The sequence below is a fragment of the Nonomuraea sp. NPDC003727 genome (assembly GCF_053586935.1).
In genome coordinates this window covers 115,948-132,884 of the sequence record NZ_JBSFNE010000010.1, presented here as the reverse complement: position 1 = coordinate 132,884, position 16,937 = coordinate 115,948, and the positions used below count along the sequence as shown (strand labels likewise).

18 protein-coding genes and 1 riboswitch are annotated in these 16,937 nt (G+C 71.7%); of the genes, 11 read left to right on the top strand and 7 right to left on the bottom strand.

Going from position 1 to position 16,937, the window contains the following annotated elements; all coding sequences use genetic code 11:
* The first annotated feature begins 7 nt into the window (after positions 1-7).
* Positions 8-88, top strand: a riboswitch (ZMP/ZTP riboswitch).
* A gap of 25 nt (positions 89-113) precedes the next feature.
* On the top strand, positions 114-1,367 hold the full coding sequence (gene glyA, locus ACWDLG_RS25670) for a serine hydroxymethyltransferase (protein WP_449924235.1): 1,254 nt from the start codon (positions 114-116) through the stop codon (positions 1,365-1,367).
* A 69-nt stretch (positions 1,368-1,436) separates the two neighbouring features.
* On the opposite strand, the gene ACWDLG_RS25665 is transcribed toward glyA, so the two are convergent.
* Positions 1,437-2,429: a LacI family DNA-binding transcriptional regulator gene (locus ACWDLG_RS25665; protein WP_449924232.1), complete on the bottom strand. Its 993-nt coding sequence runs from the start codon at positions 2,427-2,429 to the stop codon at positions 1,437-1,439.
* A 106-nt stretch (positions 2,430-2,535) separates the two neighbouring features.
* Here ACWDLG_RS25665 and ACWDLG_RS25660 point away from each other — a divergent pair, with 106 nt between their 5' ends.
* From ACWDLG_RS25660 to ACWDLG_RS25635, 6 genes are all read left to right on the top strand, one after another.
* On the top strand, positions 2,536-3,411 hold the full coding sequence (locus ACWDLG_RS25660) for an ABC transporter substrate-binding protein (protein ID WP_449924230.1): 876 nt from the start codon (positions 2,536-2,538) through the stop codon (positions 3,409-3,411).
* The gene (locus tag ACWDLG_RS25655) at positions 3,408-4,508 is read left to right on the top strand and encodes an amino acid ABC transporter permease (protein ID WP_449924227.1); all 1,101 of its coding nucleotides are present in this window, start codon (positions 3,408-3,410) and stop codon (positions 4,506-4,508) included. Before ACWDLG_RS25660 ends, ACWDLG_RS25655 begins: the two co-directional genes overlap by 4 nt.
* The gene (locus tag ACWDLG_RS25650) at positions 4,508-5,251 is read left to right on the top strand and encodes an amino acid ABC transporter ATP-binding protein (RefSeq protein ID WP_354904296.1); all 744 of its coding nucleotides are present in this window, start codon (positions 4,508-4,510) and stop codon (positions 5,249-5,251) included. Before ACWDLG_RS25655 ends, ACWDLG_RS25650 begins: the two co-directional genes overlap by 1 nt.
* Positions 5,248-5,955: a type 1 glutamine amidotransferase gene (locus tag ACWDLG_RS25645; RefSeq protein WP_449924224.1), complete on the top strand. Its 708-nt coding sequence runs from the start codon at positions 5,248-5,250 to the stop codon at positions 5,953-5,955. The genes ACWDLG_RS25650 and ACWDLG_RS25645 overlap by 4 nt, the downstream gene beginning before the upstream one ends.
* Before the next feature lie 174 nt (positions 5,956-6,129).
* Positions 6,130-7,230 (top strand): ribosome small subunit-dependent GTPase A, encoded by a 1,101-nt coding sequence (gene rsgA, locus ACWDLG_RS25640; protein ID WP_354904292.1) that lies wholly within the window; start codon positions 6,130-6,132, stop codon positions 7,228-7,230.
* A gap of 43 nt (positions 7,231-7,273) precedes the next feature.
* Positions 7,274-7,903 (top strand): phosphoribosyltransferase, encoded by a 630-nt coding sequence (locus ACWDLG_RS25635; protein ID WP_354904290.1) that lies wholly within the window; start codon positions 7,274-7,276, stop codon positions 7,901-7,903.
* A gap of 11 nt (positions 7,904-7,914) precedes the next feature.
* Here ACWDLG_RS25635 and ACWDLG_RS25630 read toward each other — a convergent pair whose 3' ends face one another.
* Positions 7,915-8,388 carry an ATP-binding protein gene (locus tag ACWDLG_RS25630; protein ID WP_449924221.1) on the bottom strand — a complete coding sequence of 158 codons (474 nt, stop codon included), beginning with the start codon at positions 8,386-8,388 and terminating at the stop codon, positions 7,915-7,917.
* 179 nt (positions 8,389-8,567) lie between these two features.
* Between ACWDLG_RS25630 and ACWDLG_RS25625 the strand changes: the two genes are divergently transcribed.
* Together ACWDLG_RS25625 and ACWDLG_RS25620 are read left to right on the top strand one after the other, a co-directional pair.
* Complete coding sequence (locus ACWDLG_RS25625; protein WP_449924218.1) at positions 8,568-9,458, top strand: helix-turn-helix domain-containing protein; 891 nt, start codon at positions 8,568-8,570, stop codon at positions 9,456-9,458.
* A gap of 63 nt (positions 9,459-9,521) precedes the next feature.
* Positions 9,522-9,755, top strand: coding sequence for a DUF397 domain-containing protein (locus ACWDLG_RS25620; protein WP_449924216.1), 234 nt, complete (start codon positions 9,522-9,524; stop codon positions 9,753-9,755).
* Between the two features lie 189 nt (positions 9,756-9,944).
* On the opposite strand, the gene ACWDLG_RS25615 is transcribed toward ACWDLG_RS25620, so the two are convergent.
* The 4 genes from ACWDLG_RS25615 to ACWDLG_RS25600 all read right to left on the bottom strand — a co-directional run bounded on the left by ACWDLG_RS25615 (position 9,945) and on the right by ACWDLG_RS25600 (position 13,338).
* Positions 9,945-10,256, bottom strand: coding sequence for a WhiB family transcriptional regulator (locus tag ACWDLG_RS25615; protein WP_192773819.1), 312 nt, complete (start codon positions 10,254-10,256; stop codon positions 9,945-9,947).
* A gap of 101 nt (positions 10,257-10,357) precedes the next feature.
* Positions 10,358-10,858, bottom strand: coding sequence for a hypothetical protein (locus tag ACWDLG_RS25610; RefSeq protein ID WP_449924212.1), 501 nt, complete (start codon positions 10,856-10,858; stop codon positions 10,358-10,360).
* A gap of 492 nt (positions 10,859-11,350) precedes the next feature.
* Positions 11,351-12,844 carry a glycerol-3-phosphate dehydrogenase/oxidase gene (locus tag ACWDLG_RS25605; RefSeq protein ID WP_449924209.1) on the bottom strand — a complete coding sequence of 498 codons (1,494 nt, stop codon included), beginning with the start codon at positions 12,842-12,844 and terminating at the stop codon, positions 11,351-11,353.
* The gene (locus tag ACWDLG_RS25600) at positions 12,841-13,338 is read right to left on the bottom strand and encodes a TetR/AcrR family transcriptional regulator (RefSeq protein ID WP_354904278.1); all 498 of its coding nucleotides are present in this window, start codon (positions 13,336-13,338) and stop codon (positions 12,841-12,843) included. The genes ACWDLG_RS25605 and ACWDLG_RS25600 overlap by 4 nt, the downstream gene beginning before the upstream one ends.
* A gap of 32 nt (positions 13,339-13,370) precedes the next feature.
* On the opposite strand from ACWDLG_RS25600, the gene ACWDLG_RS25595 reads away from it, so the two are divergent.
* Entirely contained in the window at positions 13,371-14,942 is a 1,572-nt protein-coding gene (locus ACWDLG_RS25595; RefSeq protein WP_449924923.1) for an FAD-binding oxidoreductase, read from the top strand.
* Here ACWDLG_RS25595 and ACWDLG_RS25590 read toward each other — a convergent pair.
* Positions 14,911-15,294, bottom strand: coding sequence for a hypothetical protein (locus tag ACWDLG_RS25590; RefSeq protein ID WP_449924205.1), 384 nt, complete (start codon positions 15,292-15,294; stop codon positions 14,911-14,913). The two genes, ACWDLG_RS25595 and ACWDLG_RS25590, sit on opposite strands and share 32 nt — an antisense overlap.
* A gap of 95 nt (positions 15,295-15,389) precedes the next feature.
* On the opposite strand from ACWDLG_RS25590, the gene ACWDLG_RS25585 reads away from it, so the two are divergent.
* Positions 15,390-16,886: a metallophosphoesterase family protein gene (locus ACWDLG_RS25585; protein ID WP_449924202.1), complete on the top strand. Its 1,497-nt coding sequence runs from the start codon at positions 15,390-15,392 to the stop codon at positions 16,884-16,886.
* The last annotated feature ends 51 nt before the right edge of the window (positions 16,887-16,937 follow it).

Sequence of the window (16,937 nt, the reverse complement as noted above, 5' to 3'; positions counted from 1 at the left end):
ATATCGTCTAGGGCGTCGCGACTGGCGCATTAGGTGGTTGACCACCGGGGAGCGGAAGGGGCGAAGGCCGAGCGCCTGGGTCTTCGCGCAATGTCAATGATGACAGGGGAGTCATGAGTTCTCTCGCCAACGTCGACCCGCAGCTCGCCGAGCTCATCAAGGCCGAGGAACGCCGTCAGGCCGACACCGTCAAGCTCATCGCGTCCGAGAACTACGTGTCCAAGGCGGTCCTCGAGGCCACCGGCACCGTTCTCACCAACAAGTACTCCGAGGGTTACGCGGGCAAGCGCTACTACGAGGGCCAGCAGGTCATCGACCAGATCGAGACGCTGGCCGTCGACCGGGCCAAGGCGGTGTTCGGGGTCGAGCACGCCAACGTCCAGCCCTACTCCGGCTCGCCCGCCAACCTGGCCATCTACATGGCCTTCCTCAACCCGGGCGACACCGTCATGGGCATGGGCCTGCCGTTCGGCGGGCACCTGACCCACGGCTGGTCGGTCAGCGCCACCGGCAAGTGGTTCAACCCGGTCCGCTACGGCGTCCGCCAGGACACCGGCCGCGTCGACCTCGACCAGGTCAGGGAGCTGGCCCTGGAGCACCGGCCGAAGCTGATCTTCTGCGGCGGCACCGCGATCCCGCGCACGATCGACTTCGAGGGCTTCGCCTCGATCGCCCGTGAGGTCGGCGCGGTCCTGGCCGCCGACATCGCGCACATCGCCGGCCTCATCGCCGGTGGCGCCCACCCGTCGCCCGTCGGCCACGCCGACGTGATCTCCACCACCACGCACAAGACGCTGCGCGGCCCGCGCGGCGCGATGCTGATGGCCTCCTCCGCCGAGCACGCCACGGCGCTGAACAAGGCCGTCTTCCCCGGCCTGCAGGGCGGCCCGCACAACCACACGACCGCCGCGATCGCGGTGGCCCTGCACGAGGCGGCCCAGCCGGCCTTCCGCGAGTACGCCGCTCAGGTCGTCGCCAACGCCAAGGCGCTGGCTGAGGAACTGTCGAGCCGCGGCTTCGACCTGGTCTCCGGCGGCACGGACAACCACCTGATCCTGCTCGACCTGACGCCCAAGGGCATCGGCGGCAAGCCCGCCGCGCAGGCGCTCGACCGGGCGGGCCTGGAGACCAACTACAACACGGTGCCGTTCGACACCCGCAAGCCGTTCGACCCGTCCGGCATCCGCATCGGCACGCCGTCGGTCACCTCGCGCGGCATGAAGGAGGCCGAGATGCGGCAGATCGGCGCGTGGATGGACGAGGTCGTCACCGCGCTGGCCAAGGGTGACGCCGAGGACGTGATCACCCGCGTGCACCACGAGGTCTCCGAGCTGACCGCGCGCTTCCCCGCGCCCGGCCTGTCCTAGACCGCCCAGCTCATCCCGCCCCGCCGCGCACGTCGTGGCGGGGCGGTGGCGTGTCAGCCCGTCGGCGTGTCAGCCCGTCGAGGTGCGGATGACCAGGCGGGTCGGGACGTGCAGCCGGTCGGCCGCCTTCCCGGCCAGAACGTCGATCAGCGCCGCCGCCGCGATCGCGCCGCGCTCGGCGGCCTCCAGGCTGATCACGGTGAGGGGCACCTCCCAGCGCTTGTCCTCCGAGGTCTCGCACATCATCGACACGCGCAGGTCGCAGGGGATGGACAGGCCAAGCCTCCTGGCGGCGGCCAGCAGCGCCTCGCCGTAGGTCTCGTTGAGGCCGTGGACGGCGTCGGGCCGGTCGGCCCGCGACAGCAGCCGCTCGGCGGCCATCTCGGGGACCTCGTCGGGCTGCAGCGCCTCGACGATCGGCGGGTTGCCGGTGGCCGCGCACCAGGCGCGGTAGGCGCGGTCGGTGTCGATCGTGTAGGAGTCGGCCTCGGTGCCGGTCAGCAGCGCGATGCGGCGCGAGCCCGTGGCGCGCAGCCGGTCGAGCAGCGTGCGCAGCACGTCGTCGGCGTCGCTGTGGATGACGGGGACGGTCGCGTGCCCGGGGTCGAGGGGCGCGCCGTCGGCGACCACGGGGATCGCCCTGCGCAGGCAGTCGGCCAGGATGGCGTCGTTCGGCTCGGGGTCGACCACGATGACGCCGTCCAGCGGGACCCTGCGGATCATCCCCGAACCGGGTGCGGCCGGCACGACGACCAGGGCGTGCTCGCGCTCGACGGCCAGCATGGTGGCGCCGGCCGTGAACGCGGCGTAGTAGGGCCGGTAGGTGTGGCCCCAGTGCCGCGAGTCGAGGTGGACGACGGGCACGCCGATCACGCCCACCCGGCCGGAGGCCAGGCCCGCGGCGATCGGGTCGGGCCGGTAGCCGAGCTCCTCCGCGGCGGCCAGGACCATCGCCCTGGTCTTGGCGGAGACGCGGCCCTTGCCGCTGAGGGCGTGGGACACCGTCGTGATCGACAGCCCGGTGGCGGTGGCGACGTCGCGGATGCCGGCGCGTGAGCTCATGGAATGATCCTATCGGCGTTTGAGAAAACGTTTTGGCAACACCCATTGACCGAGCCAAAGCGTTTTTGCAACCGTGGCGTACCCCAGAACGACTCAGGAGTGAGCCATGACCCGAACCCGCTCCGGCCTCGCCGCCGCCGGTCTCACCGTCCTGCTGCTTGCGGCAGGTTGCGGATCCTCCACCTCCAGCACCACCGAGGCCAGCGGCACCGCCTACGGCAACTGCACCGTGACCGGCAAGCGCGGCGAGTTCAAGCTCGCGACCGTGACCGAGGACACCCTGACGGTGCAGGGCGACCTGCCCTCCAAGGGCTGGTGGAACGGCGACACGGTGGCCGACATCAAGGACGGCTTCGAGTACTGCATGGCGGCCACCATCGCCTACCGCGCGGGGCTGTCCAAGCTGGCCGTCGAGAACGCGCCCTTCGACGCGCTGGTCGCCGGCCACACCAAGGACTTCGACCTGGCCCTGGCCGAGATCTCCATCACCGAGGCGCGCAAGAAGGTGGTGACCTTCTCGGCGCCCTACTTCGCCTCCAACATCGGGGTGATGACCAAGAAGGGCGCCGACGTGACCGCAGGCAACCTGCGCACGCTGCGCCTGGGCGTCAAGCAGGGAACCACCGGCGCCGACTTCGTGGCCAACGTCCTCAAGCCCGAGCAGCAGCCCAAGGTCTTCCCCAACGACCCCGAGATGGCCGCCGCCGTCAAGGCCGGGCAGATCGACGCCGGGCTCCAGGACGTGGCCATCATGCTGGGCACCGCCGCCAACTCGCAGGGCGCGCTGACCGTCGTCGGCCAGTACTCGACCGGCGAGTCGTACGGCGCGCTCTACCCCAAGGGCTCGCCCAACGCCGCCACCCTCGACGCGATCATCCAGCAGATGAAGTCCGACGGGACGTTCGACAAGCTGTCGGCCGACCACCTGGCCAAGGTGTTCGGCGGCGACCCGGCCTCCGTCCCGCTCTGGCAGGCGTCGTGACCGCCCAGCAGACGCTCCTCGGGGGCGCCTCGGCCGCGCCGGAGCGCGCCCAGCCCGTCCCCGCGCCGGGACGCGGTTTCGCGGCGGCCGGCATGACGGGAGCGGCGCTCGCCACCGCCGCCACCTGGGCCGTGGCCGCCGACCTCGTCGGGGCGGCCACCGCCGGGCCCTGGCGCTGGGTGCTCGGCGCCGTCGCGGTCGCGGGCGCGCTGGCCGTCCTGGCGGTGTTCCGGCCCGCGTGGGACGCCTGGCGAGCCTCGCGTGCCTGCGCCGCCGCGCTTGAGGAGACCGACGTCGTGGCGGCGCGCCGGCTGGCCGCGCGCGTGCGCGAGTCGGCCTGGACGGCGCTCGGCGCGGCGCTGGCCGTCCTGTGCGCGCTGGGCGCGATCGTCTTCGTGCTCGCCAACGACGCGGCGGTGCAGAAGACCTTCCTCGACGGCGCCCTGATGTGGGCGAGCTTCCCCGACATCGCCCGCGCCTTCGCCACCAACCTGGTCATCGCCGTGGTGGCGCAGGCGCTCGTGCTGGTCTGGGCCCTGGTCCTGGCCCTGGCCAGGCTCGCGCCCGGCCGGGCGGGGCGGCCGATCAGGCGGCTGGCGACCTTCTACATCGACGCCGTCCGGGCCGTTCCCGCGATCATCGTGATCTACCTGATCGGCTTCGGCCTGCCGCTGGCCGAGGTTCCGCTGCTCAGCGGGCTCAACCAGACCTGGTACGCGATCCTGGCGCTCACCGTGGTCTACGGCGCCTACGTCGCCGAGGTCTTCCGCGCCGGCATCGAGAGCATCCACCCCAGCCAGATCGCGGCCTCGCGCTCGCTCGGCTTCTCCTACCTGGCGACCATGCGGCACGTGGTGGTGCCGCAAGCCACGCGCCGGGTGATCCCGCCGCTGCTGAACGACTTCATCAGCCTGCAGAAGGACACCGCGCTGGTGAACGTCATCGGCAGCATCGACGCCTTCAACCAGGCCAAGATCCTGGCCGCCAACAACTTCAACCTCTCCTCGGTCACGGTCGTGGCGGTGCTGTTCATCCTCATCACCATCCCGCAGGCCCGGCTCGTCGACCGTCTCCTCACCCGCGAACGGAGCACGTGATGGCCTTCCTGGAGCTCGAAGGGCTGCGCAAGAGCTACGGCGGCCACGAGGTGCTCAAGGGCATCGACCTGTCCGTGGAGCGGCACGAGGTGATCTGCCTGATCGGCGCCTCGGGCAGCGGCAAGTCCACCCTGCTGCGCTGTGTCAACGCGCTGGAGTCCATCGACGCCGGCACCGTCCGCCTGGACGGCGAGGTGGTCTCCGGAGCGGGCGTGGACGTCAACCTGCTGCGCAAAGACATCGGCATGGTCTTCCAGAGCTACAACCTGTTCCCGCACATGAGCGTGCTGGACAACATCACGCTGGCGCCGGTCAGGCTCGGCGGCCTGCCACGTGAGCAGGCCCGTGCCCGTGCGCTGGAGCTGCTGCGCAGGGTGGGCCTGGAGGAACGCGCCGACGCCTACCCCGACCGGCTGTCCGGCGGGCAGCAGCAGCGGGTCGCGATCGTCAGGACCCTCGCCATGGGGCCTCGCGTGCTGCTGCTGGACGAGATCACCTCGGCGCTCGACCCCGAGCTCGTCGCCGAGGTCCTCGGCATCGTCCGTGACCTGGCGGCCGAGGGACTGACCATGCTGCTGGCCACCCACGAGATGGGCTTCGCCCGCGAGGTGGCGAGCCGGGTGTGCTTCCTGCACCAGGGCTGCCTGCTGGAGGAGGGGCCGCCCGAACAGATCTTCACCGAACCACACGAGGAGCGTACGCGCATGTTCCTGAAGTCCATCATCGAGGCGGGACGCCTGTGATCCTCGGCATCCAGCACGAACACGGCACCGGCCCCGGCCTGGTCGGGGAGCGGATCGAGCGGGCCGGGCACAAGCTCGACCTGCGCCACCCGTACCTGGGCGAACCCCTGCCCCCCGACCTGTCGGGACACGACGGCCTGGTCGTGCTCGGCGGCACCCCGGGAACCGGCGACGTCGGCCTGGCCCCGTGGCTGCCCGCCGTGGAGGCGCTGCTGCGGGAGGCGGTCCGCGACGAGGTCCCCGTCCTGGGGGTCTGCCTCGGCGGCCAGCTGCTCGCCCAGGCCTGCGGCGGGACGGTCACCGTCGCCGCCGCCGCCCAGGTCGGCCTCTTCCCGCTCGGCGCCTACCCGGCGGCCGACGACGACGAGCTGTTCTCCGGCTTCCCCGCCGACGGCCAGGCCGTCCAGTGGCACTGGGACGAGATCGCGGAGCTGCCGCCAGGGGCCGTCCCCCTCCTGCGCGACGACGCCTTCCCGCACCAGGCCTTCCGCCTGGGCCGGCGCGCGTGGGGTGTGCAGTTCCATCCCGAGGTGCTGCTCGCCTCGGCCACCGAGTGGGCCTCGGGGGAGTCGCCGCAGCTGGCCGAGCTCGGCCTGGACGTGCCCGCCATGCTGGGCGGCGTCGCCGCGGCCGAGCCGGCGCTGCGCGACCTGTGGGGCGGGATCACCGACCGCTGGCTGGCCCTGGTCCGCGAGCCCGCGTGACCGCTCACGACGCACGTGATCTGCGGGAGTGATACTGTTCGGCTACGCAGACGGCCACGACACATGGGAGGTGAGGACTATGCGGGTCTTTCTGAGCTGCTCGCTGTCCGAAAACTTCCGGGTGCCCGCCTGACCTTCACGCCGCGGGGCCCGGCTTCCGAAGGGTACCCAAGCGTGACCACACACGATCTTTCCCTGCTCGGCTGGACCGGCTCGCTGGCCGCCGAGCTTCCCGCGGACACCGTTCCCGCGCGCGTGGCGCGGGTCGACCGCGGAGCCGCGGAGGTCATCGCCTCCGACGGCCATCACCATGTCAAATACGGCGCCCGCGTGCGCAGGGCCGCGGCCGGCGACCCGGTCGCACTGCCCTGCGTGGGCGACTGGGTGGCGCTGCGGGCGCTGCCCGAGGGCCGCTACGAGCTCGACGAGGTACTGCCCCGCCGTACCGCCTTCGTGAGGGGCGGCGTCAGCCGCGTCTCGCGCGGGGGACTGTCCGGCGACGGACAGGGGCAGGTGCTCGCCGCCAACGTCGACGTCGTCTTCGTGGCCGAGCCGTCCATGCACGCCACCGACTTCGCCGACCTCGGACGCATCGAGCGGCTGGTCGCCCTGGCGTGGGAGAGCGGCGGCACGCCCGTCGTGCTCATCACCAAGTCCGACCTGTTCGAGCTGGGGCTCGACCAGCTGCTGGCCGACGTCTCGGCGGCGGCGCCCGGCGTGCCGGTGCACGCCGTCTCCTCCCTGCTCGGCGAGGGTGTCGCGCCGGTGCGCGAGCATCTCGCCGGCTCGCGCACGGCCGTGGTGCTCGGTCCTTCGGGAGCGGGCAAGTCCACGCTGGTCAACGCGCTGGCCGAGGAGGGGGTGATGGACACCCAGCAGGTCCGCGCCGCCGACGGCAGGGGCCGGCACACCACCGTGCACCGGGAGCTCATCCCGCTGCCCGGCGGCGGGCTGATCATCGACACGCCCGGCATCAGGCGGGTCGGCCTCTACGAGATGACCGACGGGGTCGACCTCGTCTTCGCCGACATCGAGGACCTGGCCCGCTCGTGCAGGTTCGGCGACTGCTCCCACAACGGCGAGCCGGACTGCGCCGTGCAGGCGGCCCTGGATTCGGGTCTGCTGCCCGAGCGCAGGCTGGAGAGCTGGTTCAAGCTCCAGCGGGAGGCCGCGTGGATGGCCGGCAGGACCGACGCCAGGCTGCGCAAGGAACAACAGCAGAAGTGGAAGATCATCCACAAGGAGATGCGCAGGTCAGGGCGTAATCGGCCCTAGCCGGCGCAGGGATGCGCGGCACCGGTACGGGTATGACTCGGGCATGGGGCCGCTGTTCGCCGACAGAGCCGAGGCAGGCGCCCTGCTGGCCGAGCGCCTGCGCGGGCTGAAGGACCCCGTCGTCCTGGCGTTGCCACGCGGCGGGGTCGCCGTGGCGGTGCCCGTGGTCCGCAGGATCGGCGGCGTGCTGGACATCCTCGTCACCAGGAAGATCGGCTACCCCGCCCAGCCCGAGCTGGGCGTGGGCGCCATCGCCGAGGGCGGGGAGCCGGTCTTCGACGAGCGGCTGATGGCCGGTCTCGGCCTGACCCGCTCCGGCCTGGAGAAGGTGGTCGAGCGGGAGCGCGAGGAGCTGCGCCGCAGGGTGCGCGTCTACCGGGGGGACCGGAAGCTGCCGTACCTGACGGGCCGGGACGTGGTGGTCGTCGACGACGGGCTCGCCACCGGCGGTACGGCGAGGGCGGCGCTCAGGGCGGTCGAGGCGGCCAAGCCGGGCAGGCTCACCCTGGCTGTGCCGGTCGGGGCGCCGCAGACGGTCAGGGCGTTGCGCGGCGAGGCCGACGAGCTGGTCGTGCTGGCCACGCCGCCCGACTTCCACGCGGTCGGGCAGTGGTACGGAAGCTTCGAGCAGCTGACCGACGCCGACGTGCTGGCGCTGCTGGCCCAGCAGTGACGTGGGCCGCCTCAGTTGAGCGCGGCCCAGACGAGCTTGCCGCCGCCGGCCGGATGAAGCCACCCCCAGGTGGTCGTGAGCGCCTCGATGAGCGGCAGCCCCCTGCCGAACTCGGCCAGGAAACCGGTTGTCGCGGTCACCGGCACCGCGCCGCTGAAGTCACGGACCGCGCATCCGAGCCGGCGCTGCGAGCACACCAGCCTGAGCGACCTGGCGCCCCCGCCGTGCCTGATGGCGTTGGTCACCAGTTCCGAGACGACGAGCTGCGCGTCGAACACCGCGTCGCAGGACTCCCATCCCGCGAAGGTGGTGCGCACGAACGACCTGGCCACCCCCACGACGGCCGGGTCGGCGGGCATGGCGAAGTCGAGCACCACCGCCTGGTCGCCGGGCGGGCTGCCGGACAACAGGGTGCTGAGCCAGTCGGGCGGTGCGGTGCCCGTGGCGGCGTGCCATGGTGCTGATGGTGCGGCGGAAGTGGTCATGGAGGTCCCCGGGGCTCGGATACTTCGCGCGGTCCAAGTGACCATATTTACGGCGAGAGCTTACAGATGCAAGACTTTCCGTGCTTTACCGATGCAAATCGCAAATGCACGTGCGTGAAGGGTGATGCCCGCCCCGGATCCGTGTCACACTGTGATCTTTACTCGAGAGGAGACAGCGCGTGGAAGCGGCGGAGAACGTGCGACCCCTGAGCTCTGTCAAGGGTGGCGGCCCGACGGTTCTGCGTATCCTGCTCGGTGCCCAGCTCAGGAGGCTGCGCACCGCCAAGGGGATCTCCAGGGAGGACGCCGGCTACGCCATCAGGGCCTCGCACGCCAAGATCAGCCGACTCGAGCTGGGCCAGGTGAGCTTCAAGGAGCGCGACGTCGCCGACCTGCTCACCATGTACGGCGTGACCGACCCCGGCGACCGGGCGCGCCTGCTCCACCTGGCCAGGCAGGCCAACCAGCCGGGCTGGTGGCACAAGTACAACGACCTGCTGCCGAACTGGTTCGAGGTCTACATCGGCCTGGAGGGGGCGGCCTCGATCATCCGCACCTACGAGAACCAGTTCGTCCCCGGCCTGCTGCAGACACCCGACTACGCGCGGGCGGTGATCTCGCTGGCCCACGACAAGGCGCCGAAGAGTGAGATGGAGCGCCGCGTCACGCTCCGGATGACCAGGCAGGAACGCCTCAGGGGCGAGCGGCCGGTCGCGCTGTGGGCGGTGCTCGACGAGGCGGTGCTGCGCCGCGCGCTGGGCGGGAACGAGACCATGCGTGGCCAGATCGGGCACCTCATCGAGGTCGCCGACCTGCCGAACGTGACGGTGCAGGTCATGCCGTTCGAGCGGGGCGGGCACGCGGCGGCCGGCGGCGCCTTCTCCATCCTGCGCTTTCCCGAGCCCGAGCTGCCCGACGTCGTCTACATGGAGCAGCTGTCGAGCGCGCTCTACCTGGACAAGCTGGGTGAGTCCGAGCACTACATGAAGGTCATGGACCGGCTCAGCGTGCAAGCGGACACTCCCGCCGAAAGTCGGCGCTTTCTGGAGCGACTGCGCAAGATCTTCTAGTTCGCGTATCCTCGTGCCCTGCAAGCACCGATGCACGTGCATTCGCACGCACGAGGAGGAACCATGGGGGAGATTCCCAACGGCATCGCCGCGAGCAGACTCGCGGTGGCCTGGCGCAAGGGCAGGCGCAGTAATCCGAACGGCAACTGCGTGGAGGTGGCCGCCCTGCCGACGGGCCAGTACGCGGTGCGGAACTCCCGCTTCCCCGACGATCCCGCGCTCGTCTACACCAAGGCGGAGATGACCGCGTTCGTACTGGGCGCGAAGGACGGGGAGTTCGACGACCTGATCGCCTGAGGCGCGGCATCGTCACGCTGCCCTCGACGGGGGGGAGTCGCGCGCCCCCTGTTGGGAGGGGGGATGTGATGCCGGCGACGCCCGTGGTGCTTGATGGTGCTTGATCAGGCAGTTGTCCCGACCGGGTTCGAGGTGGTCATCGGGACAACTGCGTGATCACGCTGCTGCTGGACGCTGCCGGGGTGGACCTCAGGCGGCGGAGATGCCTGCGCTGGCCGCGCGGCGCATGCGACGGCGGCGCTCGGAGGCGCGCTCGTCCTCGTTAAGACCGCCCCACGTGCCGTACTTCTCGGGCCGGGACAGCGCGTAGTCAAGGCACTCGGCGCGAACGGGGCACTGGGCGCAGATCGCCTTGGCCTTCCGCTCGCGAACGTCACGCTCGGGCTGCCGCTCGCCGTCGGGACCGAAGAAGAGCACGAGGTCCTCACCTCGGCACGCGGCATCATCCTGCCAACCCCAGCTGGGGCGCGGGCGGGCGATCTGCCGACGTACCTGAGACATGAGAAAACCACCTTCGTGAGAGGTATTTCAGTGATTGAGCCGCATTGGACGCTTTCGGCGTCACTGTTCCAACGCAGGGGTGTGCCGTGATGTTCCCGTGATCAGGCGAGAGCGGGCGTGGCGTACCGCACAGGCGCGAGCCTGTCCAGCGAGACCAGCCGGTAGGTCGTGATCGTCTCGGCGCAAGCCGTACCACACGGTGTTGGGAACACCGCTGGCTCAACCACAACCTGGAACCGGACGTCACCGCAGCGCACGAGGGCCTCGGTGACGTCGCCGTCCGACCTGGAGGATTCCACGGCCACTTCGCCGACCGACAGTTCACCCGTGTGGGCACGGGCGAAATGCTCGGCGGCCTGCAATGGCTCAGGGATGCCTGCGCGTCCCCGGTAACGGTCGAGAATCACCTCGCCGGACCGGTACGCGTTGACTGCTGCGATCGCAGCAGCCTGAGACATGCTGCCGTAGAAAATTCCGTGTGGCAAGCACACGAGGTTGGCGGCGTAGCGATCGCCGCCAACATGAGGTTTCCCACACTCTGTCCGGCAAAACTTCTGCCAGCCGTCGAGCGAGGGGTAGTCCAATGCGGGCGCAGCACGCATTGCGCTTGGCGTGCGTGCAGACCAGAAATACCGGCTCGTCTTCAAGTATGCAGGACTCTGGGACCACTCCGGCCACCACGGCGTCCAAGTCAAGATCGTCAGGACCTGCGATGACACCGCTGGCCAGCCAGGGGTTCTCGCCTGCCGCGTAGCCGACTAGCACACGGATGTGCTGCTCCCGCTGCCGGGTTCGGCGCCCTGGGCGGCGGATGAGCTGGGGTCTGATACCGCGTTCGGCGGCTCTTCGCACGAGTTCCGCGATCTCTTCAGGAAGTTCACAGTTTTCCAGGTGCGAGGCCCACGGACCCTCGTGCTCGATGAGCAGCCACAGGCGGGCGCCGACCGTCGCGCTGGCGAGGGTCGGCACGTCGCCCGTGTGACAGCCGACCGGATGGTCGCACCCCTTGGCCATGCCCACCTTCCCCTTGATCCTTCTTCCTTAGGTAAGACTAACCTAACGGTTTGGGGAGTGTGCATGCGGCCGACACGCGCTCAGAGGGTCAGGGCGTGCCGGGCCGCCGCGAGCGCCGCCGCCCGGTCCTCGGGGACCAGCCCGATCCTGGTGCGCCGGTCGAGCAGGTCGGCCTCGTCCAGCGCGCCCTCGTGCCGGACCGCCCACACCAGTTCGCCGAGCGTACGGCCCGCGCCCACCGGCTCGGGATGCCGCTTCACCAGCTCGTGGACGGCCGCCGCCTCGCCGCCGTACCGAGCGACGAGGTCCGCGGGGCCGCCCGCGAGCCGGGCGCCGACCAGCGGCAGCCGATCCGACACGCACGGGCCCGCCGGCAGCGCCCGCCGCGAGACGGCCAGGTCCACGGCGTCCTGCGCCATCCGCCGGTAGGTGGTCAGCTTGCCGCCGGTGACGGTGACCACCCCGTCCGCCGACGTCAGCACCGCGTGCCGGCGGGACAGGTCGGCGGTGCGTCCCTCGGCCTCCAGGAGCGGCCTGAGACCCGCGTAGGCGCCCGCCACCGCGCCGCGGGCCACGGGGACCTCCAGGACCGTGTTCAGCACGCTCAGCAGCGCCGTGACGTCCTCTTCGGGCACCTCCGGCACGTCGGGGACCGGGCCGTCCACCGGCTCGTCGGTGAGACCGACGTAGACCCGCCCGTCGTGCTGGGGGAGGACCAGGGCGAACCGGTTGCTCTCGCCGGGTATGGGCACGTGAAGCCCGGCGCGCAGCCCGGGCAGCGTCTCGCCGCGCAGCACCAGATGGGTGCCGCGCGAGGGGCGCAGCCTGAGGTCGGGGTTGAGCAGGCCGGCCCACACGCCCGCCGCGTTGATCACCGCGCGGGCCCTGATCGTGAACGTCTCGCCGGTCAGCTCGTCGCGCACCTCGGCGCCGTCGCCGTGCAGTTCCAGGGCCCTGCACCTGGTCAGGATCCGGGCGCCGTGGCCGGCCGCCGTCCGGGCGATCGCCACCACCAGGCGGGCGTCGTCGACGAGCCTGCCGTCCCACGACAGCAGCGCCCCGCGCAGGCCGTCGCCGCGCAGGGGCGGCGCCAGCTCCCGCGCCTTGGCGGAGGGCAGCCGCGACGGCCCCGGCAGCAGCCCGCGCGGCGTGCGCGCGGCCACGCGCAGCGCGTCGCCCATCCGGTAGCCGGTCATGACCAGCGCGGCCTGCGCCCGCGAGACCGCCGGGGTGAGCGGCAGCAGGTACGGCGCGGCCCTGACCAGATGCGGCGCGGTGCGGGTGAGCAGGATGCCGCGCTCGACCGCGCTCTCGCGGGCCACCCCCACCTGGCCCTTGGCGAGATAGCGCAGCCCGCCGTGGATCATCTTCGAGCTCCACCTCGAGGTGCCGAAGGCCAGGTCGTGGGCGTCGATCGCGGCCACCGTGAGTCCGCGGGAGGCGGCGTCGAGCGCCACGCCCGCCCCCGTGGCGCCGAGCCCCACGACCAGCACGTCGACGGTCTCGTGGCGGACCCGCTCCAGCTCGGCGAGCCTGCGCGCGGCGGTCAGGGAGGTGTTCGTCGCGGGTGTCATGCCAGATACCTCTCCAGGAGGGTCGTCAGTTCGGCGTCGAGGGCGTCGGGGTCGCCCATGGTGTGGGCCGACAGCAGGAACGACTGGGCGGTCAGCAGCACGGCGCGGGCCCGCGCCGGGCTCATGCTCCGCTCCAGGACCTCGAGGATCGCGTCGTGGCTGGCGCCCCTGCGCACGGTCAGGTACGGCAGCAGCAGTTCGGGGTCGACCTCGACGATCTTCCGCCACAGCGGGTGCTCCCGCAGCGTCCGCACGCCCTTGACCACGGCCGGCACGGGATCGCTCAGGTCGAGCTCGGCCACCACGCGCAGCCACTCGCGGGTCATCAGATCCGCCACCAGGCTGCCCACGTCGGGCCAGCCGCGATAGATGGTCATCCGCGACACCCCGGCCCGCCGGGCCACGTCGGTCAGCGTCGTGCGCCGCACGCCGTAGGCCAGCACGCAGGCACGTGCGGCGTCCAGTACGACGTCATTGTGACGAATTGCCGTCATGTGTCACAGTGTAAGGCGTGGAGAACGAACCGATGCTGTGGAGCGGCTGGGGCGACCCCGCCAAGGCCCGCGAGCTGCCCGACCAGATCCGCAGGCTCCTGCACGACCTCATGGGGGTGAGCGCGCCCGCGCCCGCCGTGGCCATCGACGAGGTGAAGCTCCCGCCGGCCTCGCTGCCCGGCGCGGCGCTGGCCGAGCTGCGGGAGGCGGTGGGAGCGGCCCACGTGCGCGACGACCACGAGGCCAGGGTCCGGCACACCCGCGGCAAGTCCACCCCCGACCTGCTGCGCATACGGGCCGGCGACGGCTCGGACGCCCCCGGCGCGGTCGTCCTGCCTGGCTCGCACGAGGAGGTGCTGCGCGTCCTCGAGGTGTGCGGGCGACACGGCGTGGCGGTCGTCCCCTTCGGCGGCGGCACCTCGGTCGTCGGCGGCGTGACAGGCGGCGTGACAGGCGGCGTGACGGGCGACGTGACGGGCGGCGGCGTGATCGCCCTCGACCTGGCCAGGCTCGACCGGCTGGTGTCGGTCGACACCGAGTCGATGGTCGCCGAGCTGGAGCCCGGCCTGCGCGCGCCCGACGCCGAGCGGCTGCTGGGCGAGCACGGGCTCACGCTGGGGCACTTCCCCCAGTCCTACGAGTACGCCACGCTCGGCGGCTTCGCCGCCGCCAGGTCCAGCGGGCAGGCCTCGGCCGGGTACGGGCGCTTCGACGACATGGTCGTGGGCATGACCGTGGCCACCCCCACCGGGACGCTCGACCTCGGCCGGGCGCCCAAGTCCGGTGCGGGCCCCGACCTGCGCCAGCTGGTCCTCGGCTCGGAGGGCGCCTTCGGCGTCATCACCTCGCTGCGGCTGCGGGTGCGCAGGATCCCGGCCGAGACGGTCTACGAGGGCTGGCGGTTCGAGTCGTTCGCCGCCGGCTCGGCGGCGATGCGCGCCCTCGCGCAGGCGGGGTCGCTGCCCACCGTGCTGCGGCTGTCCGACGAGACCGAGACGATGATCGGCCTGGCCAAGCCCGAGGCCATCGGCTCCGGCGACGCGGGCTGCCTGCTGATCGCCGGCCACGAGAAGGACCGGCAGCCTGCGGCGGCCGTGCTGGCCCAGGCGGGCGGCACCTACCTGGGCGCCGAGCCGGGGCAGGCCTGGGCGCACGGCCGCTTCGCCGCGCCGTACCTGCGGGACTCGCTCCTGGCCGCCGGCGCCACCGTCGAGACGCTGGAGACCGCGACCTTCTGGGCGAACCTGCCCAGGCTCTACGACGCGGTACGGCTGGCGCTGCTCGGCGCGCTCGGCACGCCGCTGGTCATGTGCCACATCTCGCACGTCTACGAGACCGGCGCGTCGCTGTACTTCACCGTGGTGACCGGCCACGGCCTGGCCGCATGGGAGAGCGCCAAGCGGGAGGTCAACGCCGCGATCGTCGCCGCCGGCGGCACCATCTCGCACCACCACGGCGTCGGCAGGGACCACCGGGAGGCCTACGCGGAGGAGATCGGCCCGCTCGGCGTGGAGATCCTGCGCGCGGTCAAGGAGCGCCTCGACCCCGCCGGGATCATGAACCCCGGCGTGCTCATTCCTTCTCCGCCTCGACCAGCAGGATGAACGCCTCCTCCTTCCGGCCGAGCGCCGTCAGCACCTCGGCGGTGCAGCCCAGCGCCATGACCAGCGGCGCGCCGCCGAGGCTCCTGGCCAGCTCCAGCGCCTCCTCCGCCAGCGGCAGCGCCCTGGCCGGCCGGCCGCGCGACATCAGCAGCCCGCAGCCCGCCCGTAGCGCCCTGACCAGCAGCCCCGTGTGCGTGACGGGATCGCGGGCCGCCAGTACGCGCGCGCCCGCGATCGCCCTTTCCGTCGTCCTCATCGCCGCGCCGCCGAACCCCCGCTGCGTCGCGGCATAGGCGAGCAGGCCCTCGACGGCGTCGGCGCTGATCCCATCCCCTGAACCGGTGCGGGCCATCCCCAGCCCCCCGCAGCATCGACAACCGCTTGCTTGGGGGTGAAGGCTACCGCACGTGGTCGCCTGATGACAGCTTCATGAGATCAGGTAAACATATGACCATGGTCGACGTCGCCGCAGAGCGTGGAAAGCGGTCCTCCTCCCGCACCTCGGAGGAGGGCGCCGGATGGCGGTGCCAGCAGATCGGAACCTACCGTGACCTGCGCCCGGACAACGACACCTTCTCCTGGCTCAACCCCCGGACCCTCTGGCGTTCGCGCAACGAGATCCTCGCCGGCCTGTTCGGCGACCCCTCGGGAGAGGTACGGCGGCGCTGGGTCGAGGCGCAGCGGCGGCGGGGCGTCGACGCCGACCTCAGGATCAGGCCGGGGCTCGGCAAGCGCTTCGGCTTCCTGCTCTTAGGTGATCCCGGCGAGGGCGACGCCTCCCAGTACGCGGTGGTGCCGGGGATGCTCGAGGTCGGCCGGGACACCTCCTTCGCCGTCATCGCCAGCGACGTGATCTATCCGACGGGCGCGGGCAACGAGTACCCGAACAAGTTCTTCCGGCCCTACAAGGACTACCCGGCGCCCGTCTACGCCGTTCCCGGCAACCACGACTGGTACGACGGGCTGGGCGGGTTCATGCGCGTCTTCTGCGACGCGCCGCCGCTGAAGCCCCGGCCGGACCGGGGCCCGCGCGGCCTGCTGTGGCGCAAGCCCGAGCCGATCGACGAGGCGGCGCTGGCCGCGGCCCGCCGGTTGCGCGGCGCGCCGGAGCAGCAGGCCCTCCAGCCGGCCTCCTACTGGGCAATCGAGAGCGAGAGCCTGCTGATCGTCGGCATCGACACCGGGATCCGCGGACTGATCGACAAGGACCAGGTCGCGTGGCTGCGCAGGACCTCCCTGGACCCGCGGCCCAAGATCCTGGTCACCGGCAAGCCGATCTACACCCGCAACGTCTACAAGCCCTCGCCGCTGGAGGGCGGCGGGACGATCGACGACATCGTCCGCGACCCCGCGCACCGCTATGTCGCGGCCATCGGCGGCGACGTGCACAACTACCAGCGCTACCCGGTCAGGGTGGGGGACCGGGTGATCCAGTACGTCGTCGCGGGCGGGTCGGGCGCGTTCATGCACGCCACCCACACCATCGAGCGCGTGGACGTGGCCGGCGTGCACGAGGACGACTTCAGGTGCTACCCGCTGCGGGGCGACTCGCTGTCGTTCTACAGCCAGCTGTACGCCAGGCGGCTGCGCATGCGGTGGCTGTACCTGACCCCGGCCGAGGCGGCCTGCATCATGGCCGACCGCGTCAAGAACACCCCGGTCAGGCCGATCCGCCCCGAGGTGACGATCACCCGGCGGATGCGGTGGGCGGCGCGCGTGCTCGGCGCCTGGCCGATGCCGCTGCGGCTGCCGGTGGGCAGGACCTTCCACCGGTCGCTGTCGGAGCTGTCCGACTGGGACACCCCGCCGTTCTTCAAGAGCTTCCTGCACCTGGACGTGACGCCCGAGGCGCTGACGCTGCGTTGCTTCGCGGCCACGGGGTGCCTGCCGCAGGAGCTCGACCCGCCGCTGGAGGACGAGGTCACCATCCCCCTGACCCCGTGACCCCGCTCTACGACCCCGCGACCCCCTGACTCCCGGGACCCCGACCTGCTG

Coding starts and splice junctions, on each gene's coding strand:
- glyA (WP_449924235.1), top strand. CDS start 114: ATGAGTTCTCTCGCCAACGTCGACCCGCAGCTCGCCGAGCTCATCAAG.
- ACWDLG_RS25665 (WP_449924232.1), bottom strand. CDS start 2,429: ATGAGCTCACGCGCCGGCATCCGCGACGTCGCCACCGCCACCGGGCTG.
- ACWDLG_RS25660 (WP_449924230.1), top strand. CDS start 2,536: ATGACCCGAACCCGCTCCGGCCTCGCCGCCGCCGGTCTCACCGTCCTG.
- ACWDLG_RS25650 (WP_354904296.1), top strand. CDS start 4,508: ATGGCCTTCCTGGAGCTCGAAGGGCTGCGCAAGAGCTACGGCGGCCAC.
- ACWDLG_RS25635 (WP_354904290.1), top strand. CDS start 7,274: ATGGGGCCGCTGTTCGCCGACAGAGCCGAGGCAGGCGCCCTGCTGGCC.
- ACWDLG_RS25630 (WP_449924221.1), bottom strand. CDS start 8,388: ATGACCACTTCCGCCGCACCATCAGCACCATGGCACGCCGCCACGGGC.
- ACWDLG_RS25620 (WP_449924216.1), top strand. CDS start 9,522: ATGGGGGAGATTCCCAACGGCATCGCCGCGAGCAGACTCGCGGTGGCC.
- ACWDLG_RS25615 (WP_192773819.1), bottom strand. CDS start 10,256: ATGTCTCAGGTACGTCGGCAGATCGCCCGCCCGCGCCCCAGCTGGGGT.
- ACWDLG_RS25610 (WP_449924212.1), bottom strand. CDS start 10,858: ATGCGTGCTGCGCCCGCATTGGACTACCCCTCGCTCGACGGCTGGCAG.
- ACWDLG_RS25605 (WP_449924209.1), bottom strand. CDS start 12,844: ATGACACCCGCGACGAACACCTCCCTGACCGCCGCGCGCAGGCTCGCC.
- ACWDLG_RS25600 (WP_354904278.1), bottom strand. CDS start 13,338: ATGACGGCAATTCGTCACAATGACGTCGTACTGGACGCCGCACGTGCC.
- ACWDLG_RS25595 (WP_449924923.1), top strand. CDS start 13,371: ATGCTGTGGAGCGGCTGGGGCGACCCCGCCAAGGCCCGCGAGCTGCCC.
- ACWDLG_RS25590 (WP_449924205.1), bottom strand. CDS start 15,294: ATGGCCCGCACCGGTTCAGGGGATGGGATCAGCGCCGACGCCGTCGAG.
- ACWDLG_RS25585 (WP_449924202.1), top strand. CDS start 15,390: ATGACCATGGTCGACGTCGCCGCAGAGCGTGGAAAGCGGTCCTCCTCC.